Source organism: Athalassotoga sp. (assembly GCF_049965695.1).
Taxonomy (GTDB): Bacteria; Thermotogota; Thermotogae; order Mesoaciditogales; family Mesoaciditogaceae; genus Athalassotoga.
Genome location: NZ_JBMFWB010000003.1, coordinates 1 through 26030, shown reverse-complemented (window position 1 = coordinate 26030; position 26030 = coordinate 1). Strand labels below are relative to the sequence as shown.

Annotated in this window: 27 protein-coding genes and 1 tRNA gene; 9 read left to right on the top strand and 19 right to left on the bottom strand. The window is 41.3% G+C overall.

Features of this window, described 5'->3' with window-relative positions; all coding sequences use genetic code 11:
- Nucleotides 1-9: 9 nt before the first annotated feature.
- From ACP5NR_RS01465 to ACP5NR_RS01390, 16 genes are all read right to left on the bottom strand, one after another.
- Nucleotides 10-1728, bottom strand: a complete 1719-nt coding sequence (locus ACP5NR_RS01465; protein WP_428005134.1) for a proline--tRNA ligase — start codon at nucleotides 1726-1728, stop codon at nucleotides 10-12.
- Nucleotides 1729-1738: 10 nt separating this feature from the next.
- Nucleotides 1739-2743 (bottom strand): P-loop NTPase, encoded by a 1005-nt coding sequence (locus tag ACP5NR_RS01460; RefSeq protein ID WP_428005133.1) that lies wholly within the window; start codon nucleotides 2741-2743, stop codon nucleotides 1739-1741.
- Between the two features lie 5 nt (nucleotides 2744-2748).
- A complete protein-coding gene (gene tgt / locus ACP5NR_RS01455; RefSeq protein WP_428005132.1) occupies nucleotides 2749-3855 on the bottom strand; it encodes a tRNA guanosine(34) transglycosylase Tgt in 1107 nt (368 codons plus the stop codon).
- A complete protein-coding gene (locus ACP5NR_RS01450) occupies nucleotides 3804-4640 on the bottom strand; it encodes a PSP1 domain-containing protein (RefSeq protein WP_428005131.1) in 837 nt (278 codons plus the stop codon). Before ACP5NR_RS01450 ends, tgt begins: the two co-directional genes overlap by 52 nt.
- A 5-nt stretch (nucleotides 4641-4645) precedes the next feature.
- Complete coding sequence (locus ACP5NR_RS01445) at nucleotides 4646-5599, bottom strand: hypothetical protein (protein ID WP_428005130.1); 954 nt, start codon at nucleotides 5597-5599, stop codon at nucleotides 4646-4648.
- 8 nt (nucleotides 5600-5607) lie between these two features.
- A complete protein-coding gene (gene mtnA / locus ACP5NR_RS01440) occupies nucleotides 5608-6627 on the bottom strand; it encodes an S-methyl-5-thioribose-1-phosphate isomerase (protein WP_428005140.1) in 1020 nt (339 codons plus the stop codon).
- A gap of 290 nt (nucleotides 6628-6917) precedes the next feature.
- Nucleotides 6918-7373, bottom strand: coding sequence for a GAF domain-containing protein (locus ACP5NR_RS01435; protein WP_428005826.1), 456 nt, complete (start codon nucleotides 7371-7373; stop codon nucleotides 6918-6920).
- A complete protein-coding gene (locus ACP5NR_RS01430; protein WP_428005128.1) occupies nucleotides 7370-7816 on the bottom strand; it encodes a peroxiredoxin in 447 nt (148 codons plus the stop codon). Before ACP5NR_RS01430 ends, ACP5NR_RS01435 begins: the two co-directional genes overlap by 4 nt.
- A complete protein-coding gene (locus ACP5NR_RS01425; RefSeq protein WP_428005127.1) occupies nucleotides 7817-9025 on the bottom strand; it encodes a class I SAM-dependent RNA methyltransferase in 1209 nt (402 codons plus the stop codon).
- Nucleotides 9022-10614: a hypothetical protein gene (locus tag ACP5NR_RS01420; protein ID WP_428005126.1), complete on the bottom strand. Its 1593-nt coding sequence runs from the start codon at nucleotides 10612-10614 to the stop codon at nucleotides 9022-9024. The genes ACP5NR_RS01425 and ACP5NR_RS01420 overlap by 4 nt, the downstream gene beginning before the upstream one ends.
- Entirely contained in the window at nucleotides 10574-11491 is a 918-nt protein-coding gene (gene fmt, locus ACP5NR_RS01415; RefSeq protein WP_428005125.1) for a methionyl-tRNA formyltransferase, read from the bottom strand. The genes ACP5NR_RS01420 and fmt overlap by 41 nt, the downstream gene beginning before the upstream one ends.
- Entirely contained in the window at nucleotides 11484-12020 is a 537-nt protein-coding gene (gene def, locus ACP5NR_RS01410; RefSeq protein ID WP_428005124.1) for a peptide deformylase, read from the bottom strand. Before def ends, fmt begins: the two co-directional genes overlap by 8 nt.
- A gap of 209 nt (nucleotides 12021-12229) precedes the next feature.
- Nucleotides 12230-12481 (bottom strand): CopG family antitoxin, encoded by a 252-nt coding sequence (locus tag ACP5NR_RS01405; protein WP_428005123.1) that lies wholly within the window; start codon nucleotides 12479-12481, stop codon nucleotides 12230-12232.
- Nucleotides 12482-12485: 4 nt separating this feature from the next.
- Nucleotides 12486-12779 carry a hypothetical protein gene (locus ACP5NR_RS01400; protein ID WP_428005825.1) on the bottom strand — a complete coding sequence of 98 codons (294 nt, stop codon included), beginning with the start codon at nucleotides 12777-12779 and terminating at the stop codon, nucleotides 12486-12488.
- 140 nt (nucleotides 12780-12919) lie between these two features.
- On the bottom strand, nucleotides 12920-13417 hold the full coding sequence (locus ACP5NR_RS01395) for a nitroreductase family protein (RefSeq protein ID WP_428005121.1): 498 nt from the start codon (nucleotides 13415-13417) through the stop codon (nucleotides 12920-12922).
- A 43-nt stretch (nucleotides 13418-13460) separates the two neighbouring features.
- Nucleotides 13461-13536: transfer RNA gene (locus ACP5NR_RS01390), tRNA-Gly, on the bottom strand.
- A 277-nt stretch (nucleotides 13537-13813) separates the two neighbouring features.
- Here ACP5NR_RS01390 and aspS point away from each other — a divergent pair.
- From aspS to ACP5NR_RS01345, 9 genes are read left to right on the top strand one after another with little or no spacing between them, the layout of a single operon-like run.
- Nucleotides 13814-15547 carry an aspartate--tRNA ligase gene (gene aspS / locus ACP5NR_RS01385; RefSeq protein ID WP_428005120.1) on the top strand — a complete coding sequence of 578 codons (1734 nt, stop codon included), beginning with the start codon at nucleotides 13814-13816 and terminating at the stop codon, nucleotides 15545-15547.
- 40 nt (nucleotides 15548-15587) lie between these two features.
- Nucleotides 15588-16250, top strand: a complete 663-nt coding sequence (gene cmk, locus ACP5NR_RS01380) for a (d)CMP kinase (RefSeq protein ID WP_428005119.1) — start codon at nucleotides 15588-15590, stop codon at nucleotides 16248-16250.
- Nucleotides 16237-17085: a 4-hydroxy-3-methylbut-2-enyl diphosphate reductase gene (ispH, locus tag ACP5NR_RS01375; RefSeq protein WP_428005118.1), complete on the top strand. Its 849-nt coding sequence runs from the start codon at nucleotides 16237-16239 to the stop codon at nucleotides 17083-17085. Before cmk ends, ispH begins: the two co-directional genes overlap by 14 nt.
- A 28-nt stretch (nucleotides 17086-17113) precedes the next feature.
- Complete coding sequence (locus ACP5NR_RS01370; RefSeq protein ID WP_428005824.1) at nucleotides 17114-18808, top strand: S1 RNA-binding domain-containing protein; 1695 nt, start codon at nucleotides 17114-17116, stop codon at nucleotides 18806-18808.
- Nucleotides 18792-20096 (top strand): ribosome biogenesis GTPase Der, encoded by a 1305-nt coding sequence (der, locus tag ACP5NR_RS01365; protein ID WP_428005823.1) that lies wholly within the window; start codon nucleotides 18792-18794, stop codon nucleotides 20094-20096. The genes ACP5NR_RS01370 and der overlap by 17 nt, the downstream gene beginning before the upstream one ends.
- Nucleotides 20093-20695 carry a glycerol-3-phosphate 1-O-acyltransferase PlsY gene (plsY, locus tag ACP5NR_RS01360; protein ID WP_428005116.1) on the top strand — a complete coding sequence of 201 codons (603 nt, stop codon included), beginning with the start codon at nucleotides 20093-20095 and terminating at the stop codon, nucleotides 20693-20695. The genes der and plsY overlap by 4 nt, the downstream gene beginning before the upstream one ends.
- 23 nt (nucleotides 20696-20718) lie before the next feature.
- Entirely contained in the window at nucleotides 20719-21327 is a 609-nt protein-coding gene (locus ACP5NR_RS01355; protein WP_428005115.1) for a hypothetical protein, read from the top strand.
- Nucleotides 21328-21339: 12 nt separating this feature from the next.
- Nucleotides 21340-23580 (top strand): TIM-barrel domain-containing protein, encoded by a 2241-nt coding sequence (locus tag ACP5NR_RS01350; RefSeq protein WP_428005822.1) that lies wholly within the window; start codon nucleotides 21340-21342, stop codon nucleotides 23578-23580.
- Nucleotides 23581-24423, top strand: coding sequence for a deoxyribonuclease IV (locus tag ACP5NR_RS01345; protein ID WP_428005821.1), 843 nt, complete (start codon nucleotides 23581-23583; stop codon nucleotides 24421-24423).
- A gap of 231 nt (nucleotides 24424-24654) precedes the next feature.
- Here the strand turns inward: ACP5NR_RS01345 and ACP5NR_RS01340 are convergent, their stop codons facing one another.
- The 3 genes from ACP5NR_RS01340 to ACP5NR_RS01330 form a co-directional block, all read right to left on the bottom strand.
- The gene (locus ACP5NR_RS01340) at nucleotides 24655-24885 is read right to left on the bottom strand and encodes a type II toxin-antitoxin system RelE family toxin (RefSeq protein ID WP_428005112.1); all 231 of its coding nucleotides are present in this window, start codon (nucleotides 24883-24885) and stop codon (nucleotides 24655-24657) included.
- Nucleotides 24882-25094 (bottom strand): hypothetical protein, encoded by a 213-nt coding sequence (locus ACP5NR_RS01335; protein WP_428005111.1) that lies wholly within the window; start codon nucleotides 25092-25094, stop codon nucleotides 24882-24884. Before ACP5NR_RS01335 ends, ACP5NR_RS01340 begins: the two co-directional genes overlap by 4 nt.
- 574 nt (nucleotides 25095-25668) lie before the next feature.
- Nucleotides 25669-25965 carry a type II secretion system protein gene (locus ACP5NR_RS01330; RefSeq protein WP_428005820.1) on the bottom strand — a complete coding sequence of 99 codons (297 nt, stop codon included), beginning with the start codon at nucleotides 25963-25965 and terminating at the stop codon, nucleotides 25669-25671.
- Between the last annotated feature and the right edge of the window lie 65 nt (nucleotides 25966-26030).

The following is a 26030-nucleotide window of genomic DNA, read 5'->3' as shown; positions in this document are numbered from 1 at the left end:
ATATCACTCTTACAATTTGTAACTTTCAAGGAGCGTTTCAACACTCCTCAAAACAGAATCGCGATCTTCGATCTTGACTTTTGAAGATTTGTCGGAATTTCTCAATTTTAACTCGATATCTCCATTTTCAAGACTCTTTCCGCATGTTATCCTTAAAGGTATGCCTATCAAATCGGCATCTTTAAATTTAAAGCCGGCCGATACGTCTCTGTCATCCAGAAGCACTTCAATTCCATGCTTTTCGAGCATTTCATGAATTTCGTGGCCAACTCTGACCTGATCTTGCATGGCTGTGTTTACTATCGTGACGACCACTTCAAAAGGTGCGATTGCCCTTGGCCAGATTATGCCTTTTTCATCGTGAAACTGTTCAACGACGGCCGCCATAGTTCTGCTTACGCCCCATCCGTAGCAGCCCATCACGTAATACTTTTCGCTTCCGTCTGAATCCACGTAAGTGGCGGAGAGTTTTTCAGAATACTTCGTTCCGAGTTTGAAAACTTGTCCCACTTCGATACCTTTTTTCAGTTTAAGAGGCGATCCGCATTTTGGACATTTATCTCCATCCACCACAACCCTTATATCCGTATATTCGTTGATTTTATAATCTCTCTCGTGATTGACGTTGATGTAGTGATATTCGTTTTTCAAGCCTCCAACAACGTAATTCTTCAAATTTTTCACAGAATTATCGCTCACTATTCTGACCGCTTTCACGCCTATCGGGCCTATGTAACCTATCTGGCTTGAAAATTTTTCGAAAACCTCTTCAGCAGTTGCAAATCTCAGGGTTTGATCTCCGAGATACGACTTAAGTTTTGGTATGTTTATCTCGAGATCTCCCCTTATGAGAGCCATTACATATCCGTTTTTACCCGTGAAGACCATCGATTTGACGATTTTACCCTTTTCTATCTTCAAAAATTTTGCAAGTTCATCCACAGTCCTGACATTTGGAGTTTCAACAAGCGTCAATGTTTTTAAAGGTTCATCCGCACTTTTTTGATCGTCCGAACATTCTGCTTTCTCTTGCGTTGCGGAATAGCCGCATTTTTCACACACGAGTATGTCAGATTCTCCACTTTCGGCAAAAGCCGTGAATTCATGGGAATTGCTTCCGCCAATCGCTCCCGTGTCAGCCTCAACGGCGACGTACTTCATGTTCATTCTCTCGCATATTCGAGAGTATGCGTTGTACATATCCTTATAAGTTTGATCCAAAGATTCAGGGCTTGTGTGGAAACTGTAAGCATCTTTCATGATGAATTCTCTTCCGCGCAACAAGCCGAATCTTGGCCTTATTTCGTCCCTGTATTTTGTGTTTATCTGGTAAAGATTTACCGGCAGTTGTTTGTAAGATCTCAATTCGTCTTTAACAAGAGTCGTTATCATTTCTTCATGGGTTGGGCCGAGTGTGAATTCTCTGTCATTTCTATCTCTGAATTTCATCATCTCAGGTCCGTAATCATCCCATCTTCCCGTTATTTTCCATATCTCGGACGGTTGCATTATAGGCATCAAAAGTTCTTGGGCACCGGCGATGTTCATTTCTTCACGGACAATTTGCGTTATTTTTTGGAGGACGCGTGTACCGAGTGGCAGGTACGAAAAAACTCCCGAAGCGGATTTCCGAATGAAGCCACCTCTTATAAGTAATTCGGCACTTTTTATATCCGCATCCGATGGACTTTCTTTTAAAGTAGGTGCATAAAGTTTGGACCAGTACATAATTTTCCTCCTAAATTTTATTTGCCACGTCGCTTATCAGATCAAAATACTCTTTATTTTCCAAAGTTGAAAGTGTTCCATCGTCAGTTGCCTCTTCGATTTCGGGCACAAAAGGAATTACCCCCAATGAAGAAATACCAAGCGCTTCTTCAAGTGCTTCCGGTTCAACGTTGCCGAACGGATAAAGTTTGTTGTGGCAGTTATCACACACGAAATATGCCATGTTTTCCACAAATCCGGATATTTCTATTCCAACCTGTCTGAAAAAGTCAACCGTTCTGAAAGCATCGGCCACGGCAAGCGCGTTTGGAGTTGTCACTATCACCGCACCATCGACATCCATGTTTTGTTTTATCGTGAGTGCGGCATCACCGGTGCCGGGCGGAAGATCGACTATCATATAATCCATGTCTGGCCATTCCGTCGATTCCAACATCTCTACTATTGCCTTTGAAACCATTGCCCCTTTCCATATAACTGGGGTTTCCTGATCGACGATGTAGCCAAGCGACATCGAATAAATTCCATCCTTCAAAACAGGCATTATCTTTTTATTTTCGTTTATCGATGCCCTTTCGCCGAGAGTGCCTAACATTCTCGGAACGTTTGGCCCATGTATGTCCGCATCGAAGATGCCGACGGTGTATCCCTTTCTTTTTAAGGCTATTGCCAAAGAAACGGTAAATGTGCTTTTACCGACTCCACCCTTGGCGCTCAACACGGCCACACGTTTTTTTGCCTTTTGAACCATATGCTTTTGTTCAACGGTTGTCGATTGCGGTTGATCCTGAACCGTCGAAAGCATAAGCCTGAGCCCTGATCCCTTGAAAGCCGTTTTAATATCGTCAAATATGCGTTTTTTGGTTTCTTCGTTTTTTGTCGCGAGATTTAAAACGATTTTTATCTCTTCGTCGTCTACGTCTATCGATTTGACTATTTTGAAATCCACAAGACTTTTTGCGTAGCCGGGATATTTTATCTTTGAAAGTACGCTTATGACATCTTCTTTTGTCAAAACATTCACCTCTTTTTGTGATTTATTTTTTCAATCACGTATTTTTTGAATTCATCGAATTCACCTTTAATTATAGCATTTCTCGATTGTTTCATTAAATTTGTGAGAAAATAAATGTTGTGGTAGGTTGCAAGTATCATACCGGTTGATTCTCCGCGCTTTATAAGGTGATGGATGTATCCCCTTGAATAAGTTTTACACACCTTGCAATCGCATTCCGAATCAAGAGGACCTGGATCTTTTTCGTAAACAGATGCGCGTATGTTAATTCTTCCCGAAGAAGTCAGAATTCCACCGTGCCTGCCCATTCTCGTCGGCAAAACGCAATCCATCATATCAACGCCTCTTTCGATCGCTTCAAGCATTAAAACCGGATCTCCGACACCCATAAGATATCTTGGCTTATCCTGAGGCATCAAAGGAAGCACAACATCGAGCATGCGGATAGTCGTATCCACGTCTTCGCCGACGCTTAGCCCCCCTATTCCGAATCCGTCAAAGGGCATTGAAGTTATTTCGAGGGTACTTTCTTTTCTTAAATCTTCAAAGAAGCCACCCTGCGTTATGCCAAAAAGATTCTGATCTTTCTTTTCGTGCGATTTTAACGCCCTTTCCGCCCATTGTCCGGTTCTTCTCACGGATTTTTTCGTTGATTCAAGATCGTTTCCGGGGGCCAAACACTCATCAAGCACCATCGCTATGTCCGACCCTATTGCTTCCTGAATTTCCACAACTTTTTCCGGTGTGAATTTATGAATGGATCCGTCAAAAGGAGATTTAAAATCAACTCCTTCATCATCAACGCGCATATTTTTTGAAAGGCTGAAAACCTGAAAACCGCCGCTGTCCGTTAAGATCGGTATATCCCATGAGGCGAAGTTATGGATGCCGCCAAAACTTCTCAAAACATCAAGGCCAGGCTTAAGATAAAGATGAAAAGCGTTGGCAAGCACAATTTGGGCACCGGCATCTTTTACGCATTCACGGCTGCACATCTTTATCGCCCCGTTGGTTCCAACCGGCATAAAGACGGGAGTTTCGACTATTCCATGATTAAGAGTCAGTTTTCCAGCCCTGGCATATCCGTCTCTTCCGGCGGTTTCGAATCGCAAATTTTTTCACCCTTTCCGTTTATAAATTCATCGAAGGTCAATTTCAATTCTAAATATTCGTTGTCCCTCATTTTTATAATTTTTGAAAAGATATTCACTTCAGAAACCGTGTATACTTTGTCGTTGTATTTGGCCATATCTCCCGTATCGGGAAGATTTTTCAGTATTTCAAGGTAAGCGTCGTTTTCGTAAGCGAGGCAGCACAGCAATCTACCACAAACGCCGGATATTTTCGAAGGATTTATCAAAAGTTGCTGAGTTTTTGCATATTTGAGCGTTATGCTTTTGAAATCTCTTTCAAATCTCGAACAACAAGTTTGCATGCCGCACATTCCTATGCCACCGACGATCTTTGCCGTATCCCTCACGCCTATTTGCCTTAATTCTATTCTTGTTTTAAAAGTGCCAGCCAGATCCTTGACAAATGTCCTGAAATCGATTCTGCCATCGGCCGAAAAGAAGTAAATCAGTTTTGATCTGTCGAGTGTGTACCTTGCGCTCAACATTTTCATCAACAGTGAATGTTCTTCCGCTTTCTTTCTGGCAATTTCAAGCGCCGTTATCGCATCTTTCTCATTTTGGGTGTTATTTGAAAGATCTTCTTCCGTCGCAAGCCGAATGATCGACTTTTTGGTTTCAATCTGTTCTTTGAAAATTTTGGTAACGCTCCCTATTTCAATTCCAAAATCACTTTCACATACAACTTTATCGTGTAATTTCAAATCAATATCACATTCAAACGGATGTATCTGTCCAAGTTTTTCAAAAGATATCCCATATATCATGATATTCATACCTTCTTTAAAATTGCAAAGTTGAGTAAAAGCCAAAAGATCAAAAGGTCTTTGCTTATGTTGCCATGTTTCACGGTTGATATTCGTTTTATGAATTCCTCGGATGGCGCTTTCATCTTCGAGTAATAGACCGAATAAGATTTTCTGCCGAGATCTTTCCAGTAACTTGTGAAGTTGAAAATCACCATATCTTCACAGAGAATTAAGGCTGAGTTGAAAAAAACATCGATCACCTTTTGCGATCCTTCTTCATCAAACAAAGGTTGCAACGACTGAAAGCACTTTGATATGTTTTTAACATCTACCGTAAGCAATATCCTTTCAGCCGCCGCGGGCAGCATGAAATAAGATCTGTCTTTAAAAGATTTCGAAAAGCATTTAACCGGATTTTCTTCTAAGTCTTTCAAAGATTTTCGAATCATCTCCGGATTTTCTTTATAATTCATCGCCAGCGCCAAATCCGTTCTCAAAACATCTTCAACCTCCGAATTTTCAACTTTCAAAGACTCAATAACCGACTCAACCGGATCTATGTAAGGTTTGAAAATCGAAAAACGACTTTTAACGGTCGAAAAGATGCCATTCAAATTCGAAGAAAAACATATAAAAGCAGAAAACTCCGGCGGTTCTTCGACGACCTTGAGGATAGCCGAAGACGCTTCTGGAGTCATAAGCGTCATCTCATCTATGATGACGTACTTTCTCGACGAAAAAGAAGGGGGATATGACAAAAATTCTTTTATGTTTCTTATCGTATCTATGCTTATGTTGCCATTTTTATCTATCTCAAAAGTATCGTAGGACGGATCGTTAACTTCTATTCGTTTGAAAAGTTCGGAAAGTATTTGCGTTCTCAAAAGATCATTTTCGACTTTTATGAGCATTCTAACGACCGATCTATCCTTAAAAAAGACGGAGATTTTTTTGACAAAAGTTTCTACATCACTCATCCGTAAAACTATCCTCCTCTTGTGATATCGGCTATTTTCTTGTCGTAAGGATATGTAAGAATACCTTTTTCCGTGATTATGGCATCGACAAGATCGGCATCGGTAACGTCAAATGCCGGATTGTAAACGCCGACCTTTTCCGGTGCTATTTTTACACCTCTTACAGCAGTAACTTCATCGTGAGACCTTTCCTCTATTGGAATCTCAAGACCGCTTTTTATCTTCACGTCTATCGTTGATAAAGGTGCGACGACATAAAATTTGACGTTATGACGTTTTGCAAGCAGCGCCAAAGAGTACGTGCCTATCTTGTTGGCCACATCTCCGTTTGCGGCAATCCTGTCGGCACCCACGATGACGGCATCCACCTTTCTCGTCTTCATGACCCATCCCGCCATGTTATCGCATATTAGCGTGGTCTTCACGCCCAACTTCATAAGTTCCCATGCGGTGAGTCTTGCACCCTGCAAATATGGCCTTGTTTCATCCACATACGCACTTACATGTTTTCCGTGATCTATCGCGGCATGGATCATTCCTAAGGCGGTACCGTAATCCACGGTCGCAAGGGCACCGGCGTTGCAATGGGTTATGACGGTTGAATCTTCCGGCAACAACTTTTGGCCGTATTCACCCATTTTCTTGTTGACATCTATGTCTTCGCAGGCTATCTTTTCAGCCTCTTTGTTCAACTCATCTATGATAAAATCAGGTTTTTGGCCTTTTAAAGACAAAAATTTTGAATTCATCCTATCAAGCGCCCAAAAGAGATTAACGGCCGTTGGTCTTGTTTTGGCCAGTTTTTCCTTGACGGAGTTCATTCTTTCTTCGGTTAAGTTTTTAACGTTTTCCATGGCGCCTATAACGTATCCAAATGCCGCCGTAGCGCCTATCGCGGGAGCACCTCTTACCACCATGTCCTTTATCGCAGATGCGACGCAATCGGATGTCGTGCATTTGAGGTATTCCTCCACTTGCGGAAGTTTTCTTTGATCTATAAGTTCAAGTGCCTTTCCATCCCATCTCATTGTTATGGTTGATATCAATTAAAGTCATCTCCTTGCATTTTTGATCTCTAATTTTCGTCCTTTCCCCATGTGCTATTTGCCATATGCTATTAGCCATGTGCCTTTTTGTGCGTCGGCTCCAGCATTCGCCCTTCGGTGTCTGGTCCTCGCGTTGCTGCGGAGGCCACCTCGCGGCATCATGCTCTCCGCCTCCGTCCGCCTTTTCCACGCGTCACTGTTTTTTTCTCTAATCTCCAATCCCTAATGTCTCTTTCTTGCCACCGGCTACCCGCTGTTTTACTGCTCACTGATCACGCGTTACCCGTCACCATTTTGCATATCCATTCCAAAAATGCCTCGTCTTTTTCATCAAAAGGAGAAAGATAGTGGCTATCTATATCAAGTTCTCCTATGACTTTCCCGTTTTTCATCATCGGTATTACGATCTCACTTTTAACATCCGGACTGCACGAAAGGTAATTCGTTTCTTTCGAAACATCCTGAATTACAAAGTTATGTTTCGTCTGTGCGGCCTGACCGCATATACCTTGACCGAAAGATATTGTCGTGTGCACCGTTGGTTCGCCAACGTAAGGCCCGAGTTTTAACTTCTTCGATCCATCGACAAGATAGAAACCCACCCAGTTGTAGTAAGGGACATGATCGTACAGGTACCGGCATATTGATTCAAATTTATCTTTTCGATCTTCGAGGAGACTTTCGATCTCTTTTTTCATCTCCTCAAATGAAGATTTATCGAACATCATTTTACTCTCAAATTCAAAATAGAATTTTTGACGTCATCTGCGTGACCGTTAACGCTGACTTTTGGCCAGATCTTTGCTATCTTTCCGTCTGGATCTATTAAAAATGTGCTTCTCGTTGTTCCCAAAACTCCTTTTGCATCGTAAAGCGCTATGACCTTTCTTTGGGGATCACTTAAAAGTTTTATCTTTAAATTTCTCTTTTCAATGAATTTTTTATGACTTTCGACGCTATCGGCGCTTATCCCGACAATTTCAGCGTTGAGTCCGCTTATTTCGTCTTTATGCTCCGTAAAGGATAAGGCCTCTGCCGTACATCCGGGCGTGTTATCTTTGGGATAAAAATACAGCACTACCCATTTTCCCTTCAGATCTTTCAGACAAAGATCTTTTCCGTCTTGATCCGGAAGACAAAATTCCGGCGCATTATCACCCATTTTTAACATTCAATCCACCTCTTTTCTTTCAAATAGAGATACGATCTCAAAATGATGCGTTTGAGGAAAAAGATCCACAAGCATCACATCTTTTATTTTATACCTTTTTTGTATCAATTTGTAAGAATCCCTTGCGAAAGTTGCAACATCGCAGGAAACATAAACAAACCTTTCGGGTTTGATTTCAAGAATCGCGTTCATGGTTTCTTTGTCAATACCGCTTCTTGGCGGATCTGCGATTACGACATCGTAATTTGAAAAGTTGAATTTCGATGTTTTTGAAAGCGTGAACTTTACGTTCGAAATTCCGTTTAATTTTGCATTTTCTCTCGCTTCGATTATAGACGAAGGAGAACTTTCAATGCCTGTCAGACGATCAAAATTTTTGGCAACCTGAAGCGTGAAAAATCCAACTCCGCAATACAGATCAAGTAAGTTTTTGCCCGTTTGGGCATACTCTTTGACTTTCGAAGAAAGGATCTCAGCACCTTCGTAATTGATCTGGAAAAAAGATTTTGGTGGAATCCTGTAAGTTATTCCATTCACCTTTATTTCAAGGTATCCTTTTCCCGTGATGATTTTTTGATGACCGGCCATGACAACATGAGAGTTATTTACGAGCGATACCGTTTCATCTGCGATCTCGGGTATCTTTTGAGCGGTCGATGAGACGAATACGGCCATTTTTTTGTCATCGCTTTCACGAAGGATAAGATGATCAAAATATCTCAAATCGTATTTTTTCGCTTCATTTTTTATCTCGTTCAAAGCATGTGAAATGATATGACACTCATTTATTTCAACGAAATCGTGGGAATTTTTACCGAAATAGCCTATTTTGCCGTCTTTTACAACGAACTCGACTTTGTTCCTGTAAGCATACTCAGAGGTTGGAACGATCTCCGGAGATAAAATCTCGACATTGGCGATATGTTTCATCTGATCCACGAATATATCCCTTTTGTACTCAAGTTGAGTCTCGTACTCAAGGTCCATCCAATCGCAGCCGCCACACGATCCGAAATGTTCGCAAACGGGAATTCGCCTTTTCGGAGAAGGCGTGTTAACGCTTTTTACACTGCAAAAGACGACATCTTTTGATTGCTTTTCGATCTCGACGTCAATATCTTCTCCTTCATATGCGCCTCTCACAAGGTAGATCTTTCCGTCCTTTCGACCGAGGCCGAATCCGCCACTTATCATTTTTTCGATTATCATATCTGACCACTCAAATTCAAAGAAATTGATCCTCCGAATCGATTCTGATCGTTTTCAAACTCAAGATTTCCATTCAAAGTGAAGTTTGAAAAATCAGTCTGAACACCGGCGGTTAAATTCCAGCCGTTGTTCCAGATCTGTCCGTTTAAATTCCATGTGTTGTTGGAAAACGAAAGGCCAAAAGACGGAAATGTCGTCGCACTCAGACCTATTGTGCCTGCAGGAATGGAAAAACTCAAGTTTCCCATGATCGATGAAGTAGAAGAATTAGAAATTTGTATGTTTCCGGATAATGGAATTTCATATACCAAAAGGTTCGATACACCCAAACTTGCCTGATTGTAATTTTGAAAGGTTGAAAATGATGCATTTAACAAAGCAGGTCCCATCAATTTTGATAAAGAAACACCGAAGCCGTAAGAACTCACACTTGCCTCAACGCTTACGGGAGTTGCGATCTGTAAAACACACCAGTTTGTGGAATTTGAAAAATTTTGGCCTACCATCAAATTAAAGACGTCATTTGAAAAAGATTCAAAAGTGGTCACATTTGATGCTGAAATGCTCAAAGCAGTTTCAAAATTTTTCCATCTCACCGATGCGTTTATCCCGTTTTGGGTACCTATCTCCAAAGACGAGTTGATCGAAGATCCACTTTCGGTTATTCCAAAGTAATCTTTGTTGAAAGAGAAACTGACCGGACCGACTGATACATTTCCGCCTATCCCCGGAACCTGAACTATGCCTAACGGATATCTGAACCCTTCAGAAACGTAAGAGAGTGCCATTTTCACGTCCTGTCCAAAAAAAAAATCATGTTCTGTCATTCCCAGTTTAAAAGAAGGCATTTGATCGACGTTGACGGCACCTTGAATTGAAAATTTATCGTTATTTATCTCTCCGAAACCAAAAAACTGATCTGACGGAGTTGAAAAAACAGTGCAAAATGTGCCGTTAAGGTTGTAATTGCCATCTTTCGTTCCGGCAGAAGTCGTCAAAAGATATGTGCCAGCGCTTGAAGAGCCGCTCTGATATTCGACTGTGAAAGTTTTCGTCGATGTCAGATCGGAAAAATAAATCGTTCCCGTTGTGTAATCGATCGTGTAAAGTGTCGGACTTAAAACCTGACCATCTGAATAAATCACGACGCTTCCGTAAAGTATAGCACCGATTGTCGCATAAGGGACCAAAGGAGAAACCGTTACCGTCGTGTTCAAAATATTGCCGGATAACTGGCCGAAAGACGCATTCGGTACTTTAATTCCAAAGACGGAAAAATTATTTACGCCGTAAGCAGAGGTGGTTACATTTCCGAGTTGAACGTTCAACGGGACATAATAAAGCGTAACCGTCGTCGTTTCCGTTCCGACATTTGCAGAAACGTAAAGCCCATCGTTGACCTCACCGCTCAAAGTAAATTGAAGTTGCTGATTGAAATTAAAGCCCTGTTGAATGCCAAGGCTTTCTAAAATAGATTGATCGCCAAAACCGTAAGAAAGACCAAGATCACCCTTTATCTGAATTTGCATTCCGTAAACCTCCAAAACGCTAAGCGCCAAAAAGAGAGCCAGAGATAATTTTGTGACCATTTTGGGCCTCACCAAAACTCATCACCCGCTTAGATGGAAATTGAATCTTCGATATGACGATCGAAAAATCTTCGCATCCAACGATTGCTTCGGAATTTATCTTCAAAATTTCTCCTGGCCTTCCACGCATCTGTGAAATTCCTTTAAAGCCGAAAAGTTTAACCATTTCCCCATTTAAAGTTGTCCTTGATCCCGGTCTCGAATCAAATGCCCTTATCAGATTACCTATTTTTGCGGCGGGATAATTCCACTTTATGATGGTTTCTTCGGAAGATATCTTTTTTGCGTAAGAAGGTGCTCCATTTTGATCTTTGAGAAGTATTTCAGGACTTTCCATGAATTTTTTGATCAAAGATGATCCCAACATAGACAATTTTTCGCTTAAAGTATCGAAAGTATCCAAAGGGTCTACCTTTAGGTTCTCCATCAAAGCGACCTTACCTGTATCAAGACCTTTGTCTATTTTGAATATCGTAATGCCGGTCTCTTCAACGCCGTCAAGCAATGCCCTTTGAATGGGGGCTGCGCCCCTGTACGCAGGCAATAAAGATGCATGAACGTTGAAAAAGCCTTTTGGAACCGAATCAAGCAAAATTGGCTTCAAAATTTGTCCGAAGGCGACAACTATTGCCAGTTGAATATTCAAATCTTTTAAAGTTTTTATGAACCCTTCATCGTTGACATTTTCAACTTCCATAACATTTAACCCGTTTTTGTGGGCAAAAGCAGATACAGGAGTGGGCGTTAAACGCCTGTTACGTCCTGCCATGCGGGGTATCTGAGTTACAATTACCTTTACGTCTGTGGAATCAAGTATTGATTTGAGAACGGGAACGGCAAACTCAGAAGATCCGAAGAAGGCAACATGATCATACACTTTTTGTGCCCTCGGGCGAATGAAGTTTTCGCTTCAAAATCTCTTCTCCCTTTTCCTTTATCTCGTCGAGTTGCGGTTTAAGCGTTCTCCGTTTTATCAAACTCAGGTAATCTATAAAAAGTTTTCCATTAAGATGATCAAGTTCATGCTGAAAAACACGTGCCTCGTAACCTGTCATTTCTTTGACATAAAAGTTACCATGCTGATCCTGATACTTTACCTTAATCTTTGCCGACCTTGGGACATCTTCGTACACTTCGGGAATGCTTAAGCATCCTTCCTGACCGATCTCCGTTTCTTTTGATTTTTCGAGTATCTCCGGATTTACAACCACGTTGAGTTGCTCCCCTATGTCGTAGAGGAAAAATCTTTTTGAAATTCCGACCTGCGGTGCGGCAAGACCGACGCCATCTTGAGTGTACATGATCTCGCTCATCTCTTTCAAAAATGTTTCGCTTAATTCCCCATTTTGAACTGCTTTTGAGATTTTCCTAAGAACCGGATCGCCGTAAAACCTTAATTTTAACATTAAAACACCTCTCAACGAAATCTTGTTTCATATCAATTATATACCATTGTCGGCCATTTTCGATCCGCAAAATATGAGAATCGCATTTAAGAACTTCAATGCGATCCCCTATTATCGTTGTCATCAAATGTGAGAGGCTTTTTATGATGCTTGATGCATTCTTTGAAGAAATATCAGTTTTCAAGCCTCCGGTGAATCTTTTGAGATCTTCAAGATTTATTTGCAGATTCGAGTTCCTTTCGAATGATCATGCGTGCTAAAGTCGTATGGCCTATACCCATTTTTTGCGCGGCTTTCTTTAATTTTTCTATATCTGTCTTATCCAACCTTATCGTCAATGGTAAGAGTTCTTCATCTGAAGTTTCTTTCACTTCATCCAAATCATACTCCGATAAAGAATTATTCTCGAACCATTCAACTAATGATTTTTCTGTTTTAAAAGAAGGTAATTTTTTGCCCATTTGATCATCTCCCATAGTACTTTCTCTTTTCTTTTGCATTCATCTCTCTTGATGAAATCACATATGCGTTTCCATCCTCAAAAATTCTAAGAAGAGTTATCAAACATCGACCACTTAATGTCTGTCCAAAAATGAAATATAAATACCCTTTTTTGCTTTCAATCGTTTCAGGAGCACGATATATTTTTCTTTTAACATCTATTAAAACTGATTCATAAACTTCTTTTGCCTTTACTTTGTGAGCCTGCCAAAGATGTTGTTTTTGACTTTCTTTTATGATCAATTGCTTGATAATCATTTTCTCCTCCATGAATATTGTAATACAAAAGATTACATAATTCAAGTCCGAAAATTGAATTTAAAGATGATTCAAAAATTTTCGGCATTGAGAGGCAAAAAGATCGCCTGTGGGTGTTTTTAAAAACTTCAATGCGATCATCAAAATCTTTCCCAGTGCAAAACTTCATCTATGGATCTTTTATTCGGGATGTAAGGATGGCTGTCGTAATATCCTAAAGATATGATGGATATCATTCTTAAATTCTGAGGAACGTTGAAATGTGAAACTATATCCTCTTCATAGGTCCTGTTGTATCCTGCTATCCAGCATGTGCCTATGCCGTAATCCGTTGCGGCCAAAATCATGTTTTCCGTTGCCGCCGATCCATCTTCGACATGGTGCCTGTTATTTTTTTCACAAAAAGTGATGATGCATGCCCCCGCCTCTTTCAGAAATTTCCCGTAAGTTGTGACCTTTGCCAAAAAATCAAGGTCTTCACGTTTCGTCACGACAAGAAATTCCCATGGCTGTGAATTGTTCCCGCTTGGGGCAAGTCTTCCGCAATCCACAATGTCTTTTAAAATCTCATTTTTAATGGGTTTGTCGATGTATTTCCTCACGCTTCTTCTGTGTTTAATCGCTTCGATCGTTTGCATTGTTATCACCTTCTTAAAAAAATACCCTCCTAAGAGGGCTTGATGGAGCGGCCAACGGGACTTGAACCCGCGACCCTCAACTTGGGAAGCTGATGCTCTACCAACTGAGCTATGGCCGCACATAAAGATTTTACCATAACAAGTTTTGAAGATCAACACGTATCCTGTTCTTTATGGTATACTTGATCGAATTTAAAAGAGGTTTAGTATACTAAACAAAATTCTGATTCCGAATTGTCGCTCCGGCAGGCGCCCTCTCAATGTCTGGTCCTCGCTGCGCTGCGGAGGCCATTTCGAGGGCATCCTGCCCGCCGCGATGGTAAATAAGCATTCGGATTTCAAAGTAAGTTTAGTATAATCTTTTTAAAAACGCTGAAAGGAGAAATCCCTGAAAAAATGCTTAAGAGAAATTACAGACTTCACGAGTTGAATGAATCTTTGATCGATAAAACCGTTATAATCAATGGCTGGGTAGACAGAGTAAGAAATCTCGGTGGTATAATTTTTGTGTGGGTAAGAGACAGGTACGGAATTGTTCAGGTATTATTTGAGCCCGAGACGCCTGCTTACGAGATCGCAAAAAAACTTTCAGGTGAATATGTCATCGGTGTCGAAGGGGTTGTGAGAGAAAGGCCGAAAGATGCCAAAAACATCGATCTTGCGAGCGGAAACATAGAGATATTGGCAAAAAAAGTCGAGATTCTCGCCGAGTCCAAAACTCCTCCCATATACACAAACAGAGATGAAGGCAGCGAAGACGTAAGGCTAAAATACAGGTACCTTGATTTGAGAAGAAGAACTTTACAATCTAACCTTATCTTCAGACACAAACTCGTTCAAAAGACAAGAGAGTATCTTGATTCCCTTGACTTCCTTGAAATAGAAACACCGTATCTCATGAAATCGACACCGGAAGGAGCGAGAAATTTCATCGTTCCGTCAAGGATCAAGCGTGGCACTTTCTACGCGCTGCCGCAGTCTCCCCAGATATTCAAGCAATTGCTCATGATAGCAGGTTTTGATAGATATTACCAGATAGCAAGATGTTTCAGAGACGAGGATCTCAGGGCAGACAGACAACCTGAATTCACGCAAATAGACCTCGAAATGTCATTCGTCGATCAGGAAGACGTACAGAAGACGGTTGGAAATCTTGTCAAACATCTTTTTAAATCGGTGCTTGGAAAGGATATAGGCGATGTGCCGTCGATGCAGTATCAAACGGCGATGGAATTGTACGGATCTGACAAGCCCGATCTGAGATTTGAAATGAAGATGGAAAACCTCACGTCAAAGCCTTTTGCGTCCAAACTTGATTTTTTAAGTCCTCGAGACGGAGAAGAAACGAAGATGATCGTCGTTCCAAAAAACGACGTGCTTTCGAGAAAAGATCTTGACGCGTATTCAGAATCGGCCAAGTCTTCGAATTTAAGACTCGGCTGGGCGAAGTTTCATGGTACCAATTTCACGGGAAGTGTCGGTAAATTGCTTTCAACGCTGACATCGGATGTGAAAGTCGGAGATGACGAAACCGTGATACTTTGTGCTGGCAAAAAGCATGAGGTCAGTACCTTTTTGGGAAGGGTAAGAGTTGAAATTGCTAACAAAATTGAAATAATTCCTCAAAATACTTTTAAAGTGCTTTGGATAAACGATTTTCCGATGTTTGAATGGAACGAAGAAGATAAAAGATTCCAAGCCCAGCATCATCCTTTCACGATGCCTTATCTCGAAGATCTTGAAAGCAAACCGGACGATCTTTCAAAGATAAGAGCCCACTCTTACGACCTCGTCATAAACGGATGGGAAATGGGAAGCGGAAGTGTTAGAATTCATACGAGAGAACTTCAAGAAAGGGTTTTTAAACTCATCGGCATAACCGAAGAAGAAGCAAAAAAACGTTTTGGCTTTTTTCTTGAGGCCTTTGAATACGGGGCTCCGCCCCACGCCGGTTTTGCCATAGGCGTAGATAGACTTGTTTCTGTCATGATCGGTGTAACCTCTTTGCGTGATGTCATAGCCTTTCCGAAAACTGCGAGCGGTACCGATCTCATGATGGATACCCCTTCTGAGGTTTCCGAAGATCAACTCAAAGAACTCGGAATAAAACTGGAGGATCATCGATCATGAAATGCTGTTTCAAAATTTTCAACGATCGCAAGAAACCATCATGATTTACGTGACCATAGACGGGCCGGCTGGATCTGGTAAAAGTTCAGTCGCGGCTGGGCTTGCAAAAAAATTGGGCTTTAAACATCTTAACACCGGAAACATATACAGAGCGGTGGCGCTTTTGTGGCTTAAAGCAGGTCAGCCTGAGTTTTCACAGAAATTTTTTGATATGATTGACAAGAAACGTTTTTCAGCCCTCGACAGCGCGATTATCATGGACGGAGAAGTTCACGAAGATGATTTAAGAACTTTGGAAGTCGGAAAAGTCGTATCGAAAGTTGCCGAAGTGCCCGAGATAAGAAAAATCATAACCGACAAAAGCAGAGATATCGTCAAATCAGACAATTTCGTCGTTGAGGGCAGAGACATAGGAACCGTTGTGCTGCCGGATGCTTTTCTGAAAATTTTTCTTACCGCTTCCGTTGAAGAAAGGGCAATGAGAAGATACAAAGAACTCATCGCAAAAGGTTTGAATGCCGATTTTGAAGATATAATAAACGAGATAAAAGCAAGAGATTCGATCGATTCTTCAAGGGAAATAGCCCCTTTAAAACCTGCATCTGATGCGGTTACAGTGCTTACAGACGGTCTTTCTCTTGACGATGTGATAGAAAAAATATACAATCTTTACATGGAAAGGATAAAAATTGCTAAGAATTAAAGTTGCAAAAGATATAGGTTTTTGTTTCGGAGTTGACAAGGCTGTCGAAATCGCAAAAAAGTTGCTTGAAAAAGGCGAGAATGTTTACGTAACGGGTGAACTCATACACAACGAAGAAGAAATGAAAAAACTCAATCAACTTGGACTCAAAACTTTTGACGTTACTTCAAAGTGGCCGGACCTCTCTCAAGCAACGGTACTCATAAGGGCACACGGCGTGCCCGTAGATCAACTTGAGAAGATTAAAGCACATGCCAAAAAAGTCGTCGATGCCACATGTCCCGTCGTTTTGTCACTTTCAGAATCGATTTTGGACGCAAAAAAACAGGGATTTGAAGTTTTGCTTTACGGACACGATAAACATGACGAAGTTGTTTTTCTCAAAAGCGTCGTTAACGATTTGAAAGTTTTTGATTCTCTCGAAAGTTTAAGATATTCGACCAAAAAGATCGCGCTTTTTTCTCAAACAACGATGGACGCGGATGGCTTTAAAGAAATTTCAAAGGCAATAGTCGAGAACATAGAAGACTTATCATCCGTGATGATAAAAAACAGCATATGCAACGTTACATATCAAAGAGAAAGAGAGGTGAAGGTTTTAGCAAGTGAAAATGATGTTTGTTTGGTAATAGGAGGTAGCAAGAGTTCTAACACGAGAAAACTTTTTAATATAGCCAAAAGCATCAATTATAAAACCTATCTCGTTCTAAACGTGGCAGATTTAAAACCGGAATGGTTTGATGCTGCCGAAAGTGTTGGAATTTGCAGTGGAACCTCAACTTCAATGGGAATAGTCGATGAAATCGTTGAAAGGTTGAGGACGTTCAAAAATTAAAGGAGGTGTGCCCTTCGGGGCGAAGATCATGGAAAACGGCGAAGAGTTTAATGGAAAAGAAGAATTCGAGAAGTATCTCGAAAGCGAAAATGTAGGAACACCAACTGTCGGAGAAGTAAGAAAATGTACCGTCTTAAGTTCAGGTACCGAATACGTTATAGTCGATCTATCGGCTAAAACTGAAGGAATGATAACGAAAAGAGAACTCGTGAGAAATCCTGAAAGTTACAAACCTGGTGAGACGATAGAGGCTATGGTTATAAATTACAAAGGAGAAGAAGAGGGCGCGAGGACTTACCTTTCCGAACGCAGATTTATGATACCGAAACTCCTTGAAGAAGTAAGAAAAAGCATGGAAGAGAAAAGGACTGTCAAAGGTTACGTTACCAAAAAAGTCAGAGGTGGATACACCGTTGAAATAGAAGGTACTCTTTCGGCCTTTTTGCCAGGATCTCAGGCATCTTATTTAAACAGCATATCCAACGAAGACCTTGTGAAAAAAGAATTCGAATTTGAAGTTATAAATTTTGAAGAACGCAACAACGGCAACAACATAGTACTTTCAATGGATGCACTCGTGAAAAAGCAAGTCGAAGAGTTTTTGAACGGTATAGAACTTGGTAGCAAATTAACCGGTGTTATAAAGGATATAACCTCTTTCGGGGCGTTTGTGGATGTGGGACCTATGACGGCACTGCTTCCGAGAAGTGAAATAAGTTGGGACAAAAATGTCAACTTTAAAGACAAATTCCGTGTCGGCGATAAAATTGAAGGCGTTGTCATATCTAAAGACACGGTAAACAGAAAGATGTCCATAAGTCTCAAAAGACTTTCTAACGATCCATGGGATGACATAGAGGCAAAGTATCCCGTCGGTACCGTTGTGGATGCAACAGTCACGGGTATAGCGCCTTACGGTGTCTTTGTGAAAATTTCAGATGGCATAAAGGGTCTTGTCAGATCGGAAGACATCTTTTGGGGAAATTACAGAAGAAACCTTAAAGACTATTTCCATGAAAATGAAAACGTAAAAGTCGAAGTCACAGAAATAGACAAAAACAGAAGAAGGATTTCTTTCAGCATAAAAGATGTGGGAGGAGATCCATGGAACGGCATCGAAGAAAAGTACCATGTCGGCGATACGGTGAAAACGAAAGTTGAAAAGATACTCGATACCGGAGTGATACTTGGCATCGAAGAAGAAGTTTCGGGTTTTGCCCACATTTCCGAACTCTCGTGGAATTTCGTCAAAAATCCTTCCGATCTTTTCAAGAAAAATCAGGAAGTTGAAGCGGAAATACTCGAGATAAATCCTGAAAAGAGAAGGATGAAATTGAGCGTTAAAAGATTGCAGAAAGATCCATGGGAAGAACTTGCCAAGAACGTCAAGATGGGTACTTCGGTTGATTGTGAAATCGTCAATCTCAAAAATTCGGGTGCGATTCTGCGCGTGGTGGATTTCAACGTTGAAGGATTTTTACCCAAATCTCAATTTTACGAGGGAATAAAGGTCGGAGATACCTTTAAGGCGAAAGTCCACAAGATATCTTACAACCCTCAATTGGATGAAAGAGATATGGTTGTGACCATAAAAGGAGAACCCACCGAACAGGCTCCACATGCCAAAAAAGAATCTCCGAAAGAAGATGAATTTTTTAATCAAGGGCCTATGAGAACGACAATAGGAGAAATGGTGAATCAAAAAGGTGAAAAGCAATCTTAATTTGCCCGCAGTCGTCATAGCGGGAAAAAAGAACGTTGGAAAGTCAAGTATATTCAACAAATTAGTTGGTTTCAGAAGATCTCTGGTGGCCGATTACGAAGGCCTAACCAGAGATCCGGTTATTTCTGACATAAATTTGGAAGGAAAAAACATCAGAATCGTCGATCTGCCGGGATACTTCGTCGATCCGGCCGATGATATAGAAAAAAGCATGAACGATGCTTTAAAACATTGGATAGCGATGGCATCTTTGGTGATCTTTGTCATCGACGGGAGGTCCAACATAACGGAAGAAGACGAAGAAGTTGCGGATATAATCAGAAAATCCGGTAAAGAGTGCCTTTTAATCGTGAACAAAGCCGAAGGAGAGGCCTACAAAAAGAACTTGGATGAGATATACTCGATCTCCATGGGCGATCCGATCTTTGTCTCGGCCGAGCACAACATCGGATTCGAAACGCTGATAGATGCCGTGTTGAAAAGGATACCCGATTCCGGCCAGAATATAACCGAAACGACCGTAAGGGTTTCGATCGTCGGAAGGCCGAACGTCGGAAAATCTTCTTTGCTGAATGCCTTAATCAACGAATCTCTCTCGATAGTAACGGACATTCCGGGCACCACAAGAGACACCATAGATGCGTCTTTCAATTACAAAGGGAGAGAAATACTTTTCATCGACACGGCCGGTCTAAGAAGAAGGTCGCACGTCGAGAAAGGGACAGTCGAATCTTTCAGCGGTGCCAGAACGATAAGGGCAATAATGAATTCGGATATCTCGTTACTCGTAGTTGATGCTTCGGAAAAAATTTCCGATCAGGACAAAAAAATTGCCTCCATGATATTGAAATATTCAAAGGCTCCGATCGTGGTTTTAAACAAATGGGATATCGCAAAGGCAGGGATTCTTGACGAAGCCCAAAAAGCGCTTTTTTTCATATCTTACAGTCCTTTCGTGCCGTTGTCTGCTGCCGAGAAGTGGAACATAGACAGTCTTATGAAAGAAATCGTGGACGTTTACGACGGATACACCTCAAACGTTCAAACGTCAAAAATTGCGAATGCGACCTCACGCTTTTCGGCCGAGCATTCGATTTCGTCGAAATTGAAACTTTTCTACGCGACGCAGACCGGAACCTCTCCGCCGACCATCTCCGTTTTCGTCAATTTTCCCGAACTTTTTGACGACAGCATGAAAAGGTCTTACGAAAACTTTTTAAGAAAACAGATAGATAACTTTGCAAAAACACCTTTGAAAATAACCGTAAGGGCGAGAAGAGAGTCATGATTTTTGAAGTAATCTGGGTAATTGTCTCTTATTTTGTCGGAAGCATACCTTTCAGTTACATCTTACCCTACATAAAAGGGGTAGATGTAAGAAAAGTGGGAAGCGGGAATGTCGGCGGCACAAACGCCTTAAGGGCAGGCGGGCCTGCGATTGGTTTTATTTCAATGTTCCTTGACATTTTTAAATCTTTTATCGTTGTTTTGATCGCAAGACTTTTGGGATTCGATCTTGTCTGGATATTGCTTGCCGGTACCTTTGCGGTCATAGGCCATGATTACCCGATTTACATGAAATTCAAAGGAGGAAAGGGAGTTGCATCAACTTTAGGCTTTGTCTTTGCCGTTAATCCTTTGGTTGCGCTTGGCTTTCTTGGAATCTGGATCGTTTTTGCGCTTGCGACGAAATACGTTTCTTTAGCCTCGATGATAGGTCTCGGCGTTGCATCGATATTGGCTTTTGCGCTGAGACAGGAATATCTGGGTATCACTTTGGTTTTTCTTTTCCTTTTGAGCGTTTACAGACATCATGAAAACATAAAAAGGCTTATCAACAAGAAAGAAAACAAGATGGACTTGATAAGCATTTTAAGACAAAAGTGACATCATGAAACGGATGTGATCTTTTGAACGATGAAGAAAATACCCCGCTTATCTACAAGATAGTCGTCATATTGGTTATCGTCGCTGCCATTTTCGCAACTTTTATGAGCATACTCGATTTTGCGCTTGTCAGATCGGATTCGGCGGAAATTTCTAATTTGAACAAAACGATGGGATCGATAAGCGGACGATTGAATGGAATCGATTCGGATATTTCTACTTTGAAACAGAGCATATCTCCCGGCGGAGTCGTCGATGAGTACATAAATTCGTATAACTTTCTTTCAAACGGCAACATAGATCTCGAAAAAATCCTGACCTTTTCCTCTGTAAATCCAAATTCGGATTATTTCGGCATTTACATAACGGGAAAGAAAGGCGTATGGATAAACGTGACCAAAGGCGGCCAACTTTTGCTTCAGGCAGATATGAGGCCGGGACTTTCCGATTACGTTTTTTTCCTTTCGGGCACCCCGACGGTAAAAACGACCTACACCATCTCACTTGATCGCTCCTGCGTCGTAACCAGCAATGATGCTTCGGATACTTATTTTCTCGTGTCTAAAAACGGGTCATCCGAATTGTTGAGAATGAAAAATCAATTTCAACCTGTTTCTGAATTTTACAAATGAAGGAGGGTTTAAATGCCTACGATTGAGAAAATTAACGGTTCGATTTTTAAGGTCGTTTACGGCAATCCGACGAACCCCGTAGATGTAACTTTGCCATACGAAGATGCATATTCCGGCTTAAAATGCGAAGAGATAAACGGAAAATTGCAGGTGATCGATGCGGGCAAAACTATCATATCCGAAAAAGATTCGAAGGTCGATGGCGGCATTTTCTCTGTGACCTTTTCATACGAAAATGCGCATTTTTTTGGTTTCGGAGAAAAGATGGGCTACCTTGACAAACGTGGTAAGCACTTTAAAATGCAAAACATGGATAATCCCCTCCATACGCCGGATCTTGATCCGATGTACATATCCATCCCGTTTTTCATCGCCGTTTCTCCTAAAAAACCTGCAATGGGAATATTCGCAAATTCCACATCTTACACTTTTTTCAAAACGGGAAATGATTTCGACGTATCGGCCAAAGACGACGGCATTGAACTTTACCTCATTTACGGTCCCAAAGTGCAGGATGTTGTCGGTAAATTCACGCAACTCGTTGGGAAAATGGAAATGCCTCCCGCATGGTCACTTGGTTATCAGCAATCGAGATGGAGTTACTCCACCGCTTCCGAAGCGTTAGATATCGCCAAAAAATTAAGATCGGACGATATTCCGTGCGACGTTATATATCTTGACATAGATTACATGGACGGATACAGGGTCTTTACATGGGGAGAAAATTTCAAAAATCCGAAAAGTTTCTCTCAAGAGATGAAAAAGTTGGGATTTAAGATCGTCACCATAATCGATCCCGGCGTCAAAGTAGATGAAAATTACGAAATTTACAAATCAGGAAAATCGTTAGATGCTTTTGTCAAAGATCGAAGCGGAAAAGATTTCACGGGCTATGTCTGGCCGGGCAGATGCAATTTTCCGGATTTTCTGAGATCGGACGTAAGAGAATGGTGGGCAAAATCACATAAATCTTTATTTGAAAACGGTGTCGACGGCGTATGGAACGATATGAATGAGCCGGCGATAGTTTGGACTGATTCGAAAACATCCAAAGTCTTTGAGTTGATGCAAAAAGGAGAGATCGATTTTCAAATCCTCGGCGAGGCGAAAGCGTTCTTTGCGCAGGAAGATTTTGGAGACGAAATAGTTCACAAAGATGACAAGGGCAAGATTTGGCCGCATTTCAAAGTGAGAAATATCTACGCCTACCTCGAAGCGATGGCGACAAAACAGGCTTTTGAGATGTACAAACCGAATAAAAGGCCTTTCATTTTGACAAGGGCAGGATTTGCGGGAATTCAAAAGTACGCCGCCGTGTGGACCGGAGACAACTCAAGTTGGTGGGAACATCTCGAAATTGAAATGCCCATTTCCATGGGACTCGGAATGAGCGGAGTTGCTTTCACGGGCACGGACGTGGGTGGTTTCGGAGGAAACGCGGACGGAGAATTGCTTGCCAGATGGACCGAAATGGGCGCTTTTTTCCCGTTTTTCAGAAATCACAGCGCCATCGGCACATCGCGTCAGGAACCTTGGTCTTTCGGAAAACAGATCGAAGACACGATCAGAAAATATATAAAATTAAGGTATGCACTTTTCCCGTACATATACACCGCATTTTATTTTTCTCACAAAGACGGAGTACCCGTTATGCGCCCGCTTTTGTTTCTCGATCAGGATAACGAAAATCTGTACTCGATAAACGATGAATTTCTTTTCGGAGACTCGATTCTCGTGGCCCCCATAACAAGGCCGAATGCGACGTGGAGAACGGTCTACATCCCAAAAGGAAAATGGATCGACATGAGAAACGGCAACCTTTACGAAGAAGATCACGTTTACAAGATCGACGCCCCGCTTGACGAAATTCCAATCTTTATAAAAGAAAATTCCATGATCTTCAAGACCGATCCCGCGAATTACATCTTTGAGAAAGAAAAGATGAACCTTTACGTAGACATTTACGGTCAGGAAGCGGTTGGATATCTTTACGAAGATGACGGTGAAACGCTCGATTACAAAGCCGGAAAGTACAACCTTTACGAGTTCGCCGTCGGCGCGTTGAGTCAGGGATACACGATAGGAATAAAGGCCTTAAATCATGGATACGCGGGAAAATATAAAAAGGTCCAGATGAACTTTTTAAACGCTCCAAGACAAATCATAGAAGTCACCCTAAATGGTAAAAAAACAGAATCGCATTTCGACGGCAAAACTCTGAAAGTTGAATTTGAAATGGAAGATGTGATTTGAATGTACATAGGCGCTCATATGACAAGTCCGCTTTCGACGATACCCGACAGAACCATTAAAATAGGCGGAAACACGTTTCAGATCTTCTCTCACAGTCCGAGAATGTGGAACGTAAACGTAAAGTCGAATGACCCCGAACGCGATGCCTTCATAGCGGGGATGAAAAGACAAAACATAAAAGGCGACAAAGTGATGATTCACGCGAGTTATCTCATAAACCTTGCGAGCCCTAACCCCGAAGTGCTTGAAAAATCGATAGAACTCATGAAAAAAGAACTCGAACTTGCGAGTTTGCTCAAGATCAAATACCTCAACGTCCATCCCGGCAGTGGCCTTGGAGAATCGGAAGAAAGCGCGATTCAAAGAATCGGCCATTCGATAGCGACTATAATGGAAGACAGTCCAAAAGACGTTGTGTTGCTGCTTGAAATAGTTTCTCCGAAAGGAGGAAACATCGGACACAACTTTCGCCAACTCAAAAAAATTGCCGATCTAAGCGGATATAATTTATATTTCACATACGATACATGCCATGGCTTTGACGCCGGATACGATATAACCTCAAAAGACGGAATGAAAAAACTCATGGACGAAATCGACGAAACGATCGGCAGAGATCATCTTGTCATGTGCCATCTGAACGATTCAATGTACCCGCTTGGCGTGCATAAAGACAGACACGAAAGAATCGGCAAAGGTTTTATAGGCGTAAAAGGATTTGAAACGTTCTTTTCGGAAGCATTTTTCAGAACAATTCCAATGATCCTCGAAACGCCCGGTGGCGATCAAGAACACGAAGAAGACATAAAAGTTGTGAAGGAAATAGTTAAAAGCAGCACGTAGCGGGTGGCGTGTAGCACGTGGAAAAAAACAGTGACGGGTAACGCGTGATCAGTGAGCAGAAAAGCAAAACGGCGGGTAGGTTGTGGCAAAAACAAAACATTAGGGATTTCCCCGTCATCCCGCAATCTTTGTTATCCTAAACATTTTGTCATCCTGAACTTGTTTCAGGATCTCAGATATAATACGATTCATTTTCAAGATCTTTTTGATGCAAAGGCCTCAAAGAGAACATCAATATACTTTTCCCCTCGGAAGAACTTCAAGAACGAAGATGTCATTTTCCTTCTTTTCAAAGATTACTCTGTAATCTCCGACTCTGAGTCTAAAGAAATCAGCATATTTTCCATGTAAAGGTTTAACGTCTCCATCTGGAAGTTTTTCCACTGCCACATCAATTTTTAATTGGTAGTCACGAGGAATCATTTCAAAATGTTTCATGGCTTTTTTGTGCCAGTAGATCACAGATTGAACTGCCTTTTCACTTCTTCATTCGAAACAATATTCACGCCATTTAAGGCATCTTTAGCGTCTTTGAAAAAATTCGGATCTTTGTTCAGTTCACGCTCGATTATTAGATCTTCATATTCTTCCCAAAGTCTTTTGATTTCATCATCCGAAAGATTGTCAATCGAATCTTTGAGCTTTTTTCTTAAATTTTTTGTATTTTGCACAGATAACACCTCTTTCGTACCAAATTGATCGTTATCGACACTACTTCAATTATAACAGAAATATCCATCTACACATATTTTGGTCTGATCGTGTCATCCACCATTTCTAATTTGATCAGAGGGCGGAATTACACTTCCTGTCATCCCGCACGTGAGGCGGGATCGCACTAAAGCCTTTAAGGTAATTCCTCAAATCTGCCATAATTAAGCCAAATAAAAGAATAGGAGGCGATCTTTGCCGATCTCCTCCGCTTATATTCAATTATCTTCAAATCGCTTTGAATATCTTCGCTTTTCTCTCTAATGTCTAATCTCTAATCTTTTTCTTGTCATTTGTGCTATTAGCCATCTGCCGATCACGCGTTACTGGTTTTCCCACGTGCTACACGCCACCTGCTACGTGCCATTTGTTATGCGCTATATGCTATTAGCCGATTTGATCACCAGTATTTTACAACAACACCTGTTGCTGCTACCGATGCACCGATAGTTGTAACTCCGCTCCAAACATTATGAACAGCGGTCGCATTAAAACTTGGCTTATAAGCAACTGCAAAAATAGTTTGTGAAGATGTTAATGTTTGATTAGTAGTCTAAGGTTTCCTCCACTATAAGTACCAATAACATAATCATTTATATTCCCTCCGGAAACACTTGTCGACAAATCACTAATAGTTGGTAACGTATGATTCGAATAGGCGTATTGCTGGACCTGAGTCACCAGAGACTGTAAATTCTCTGCTATCCTTGTTGCATTTGCATGGTTTATTGCACTCAACGCCACAGGAATAAGCGCGCCCATCAAAGCGGCGATAACGGCCATGACTATCAAAAGTTCTATAAGCGTGAAACCTTCTCTTTTCTTCCTCATGAACATTTTCTTTCCCTCCCTTTCGCACTTTTTGAAAAAAACTCGGTATACAAACAACAATTATC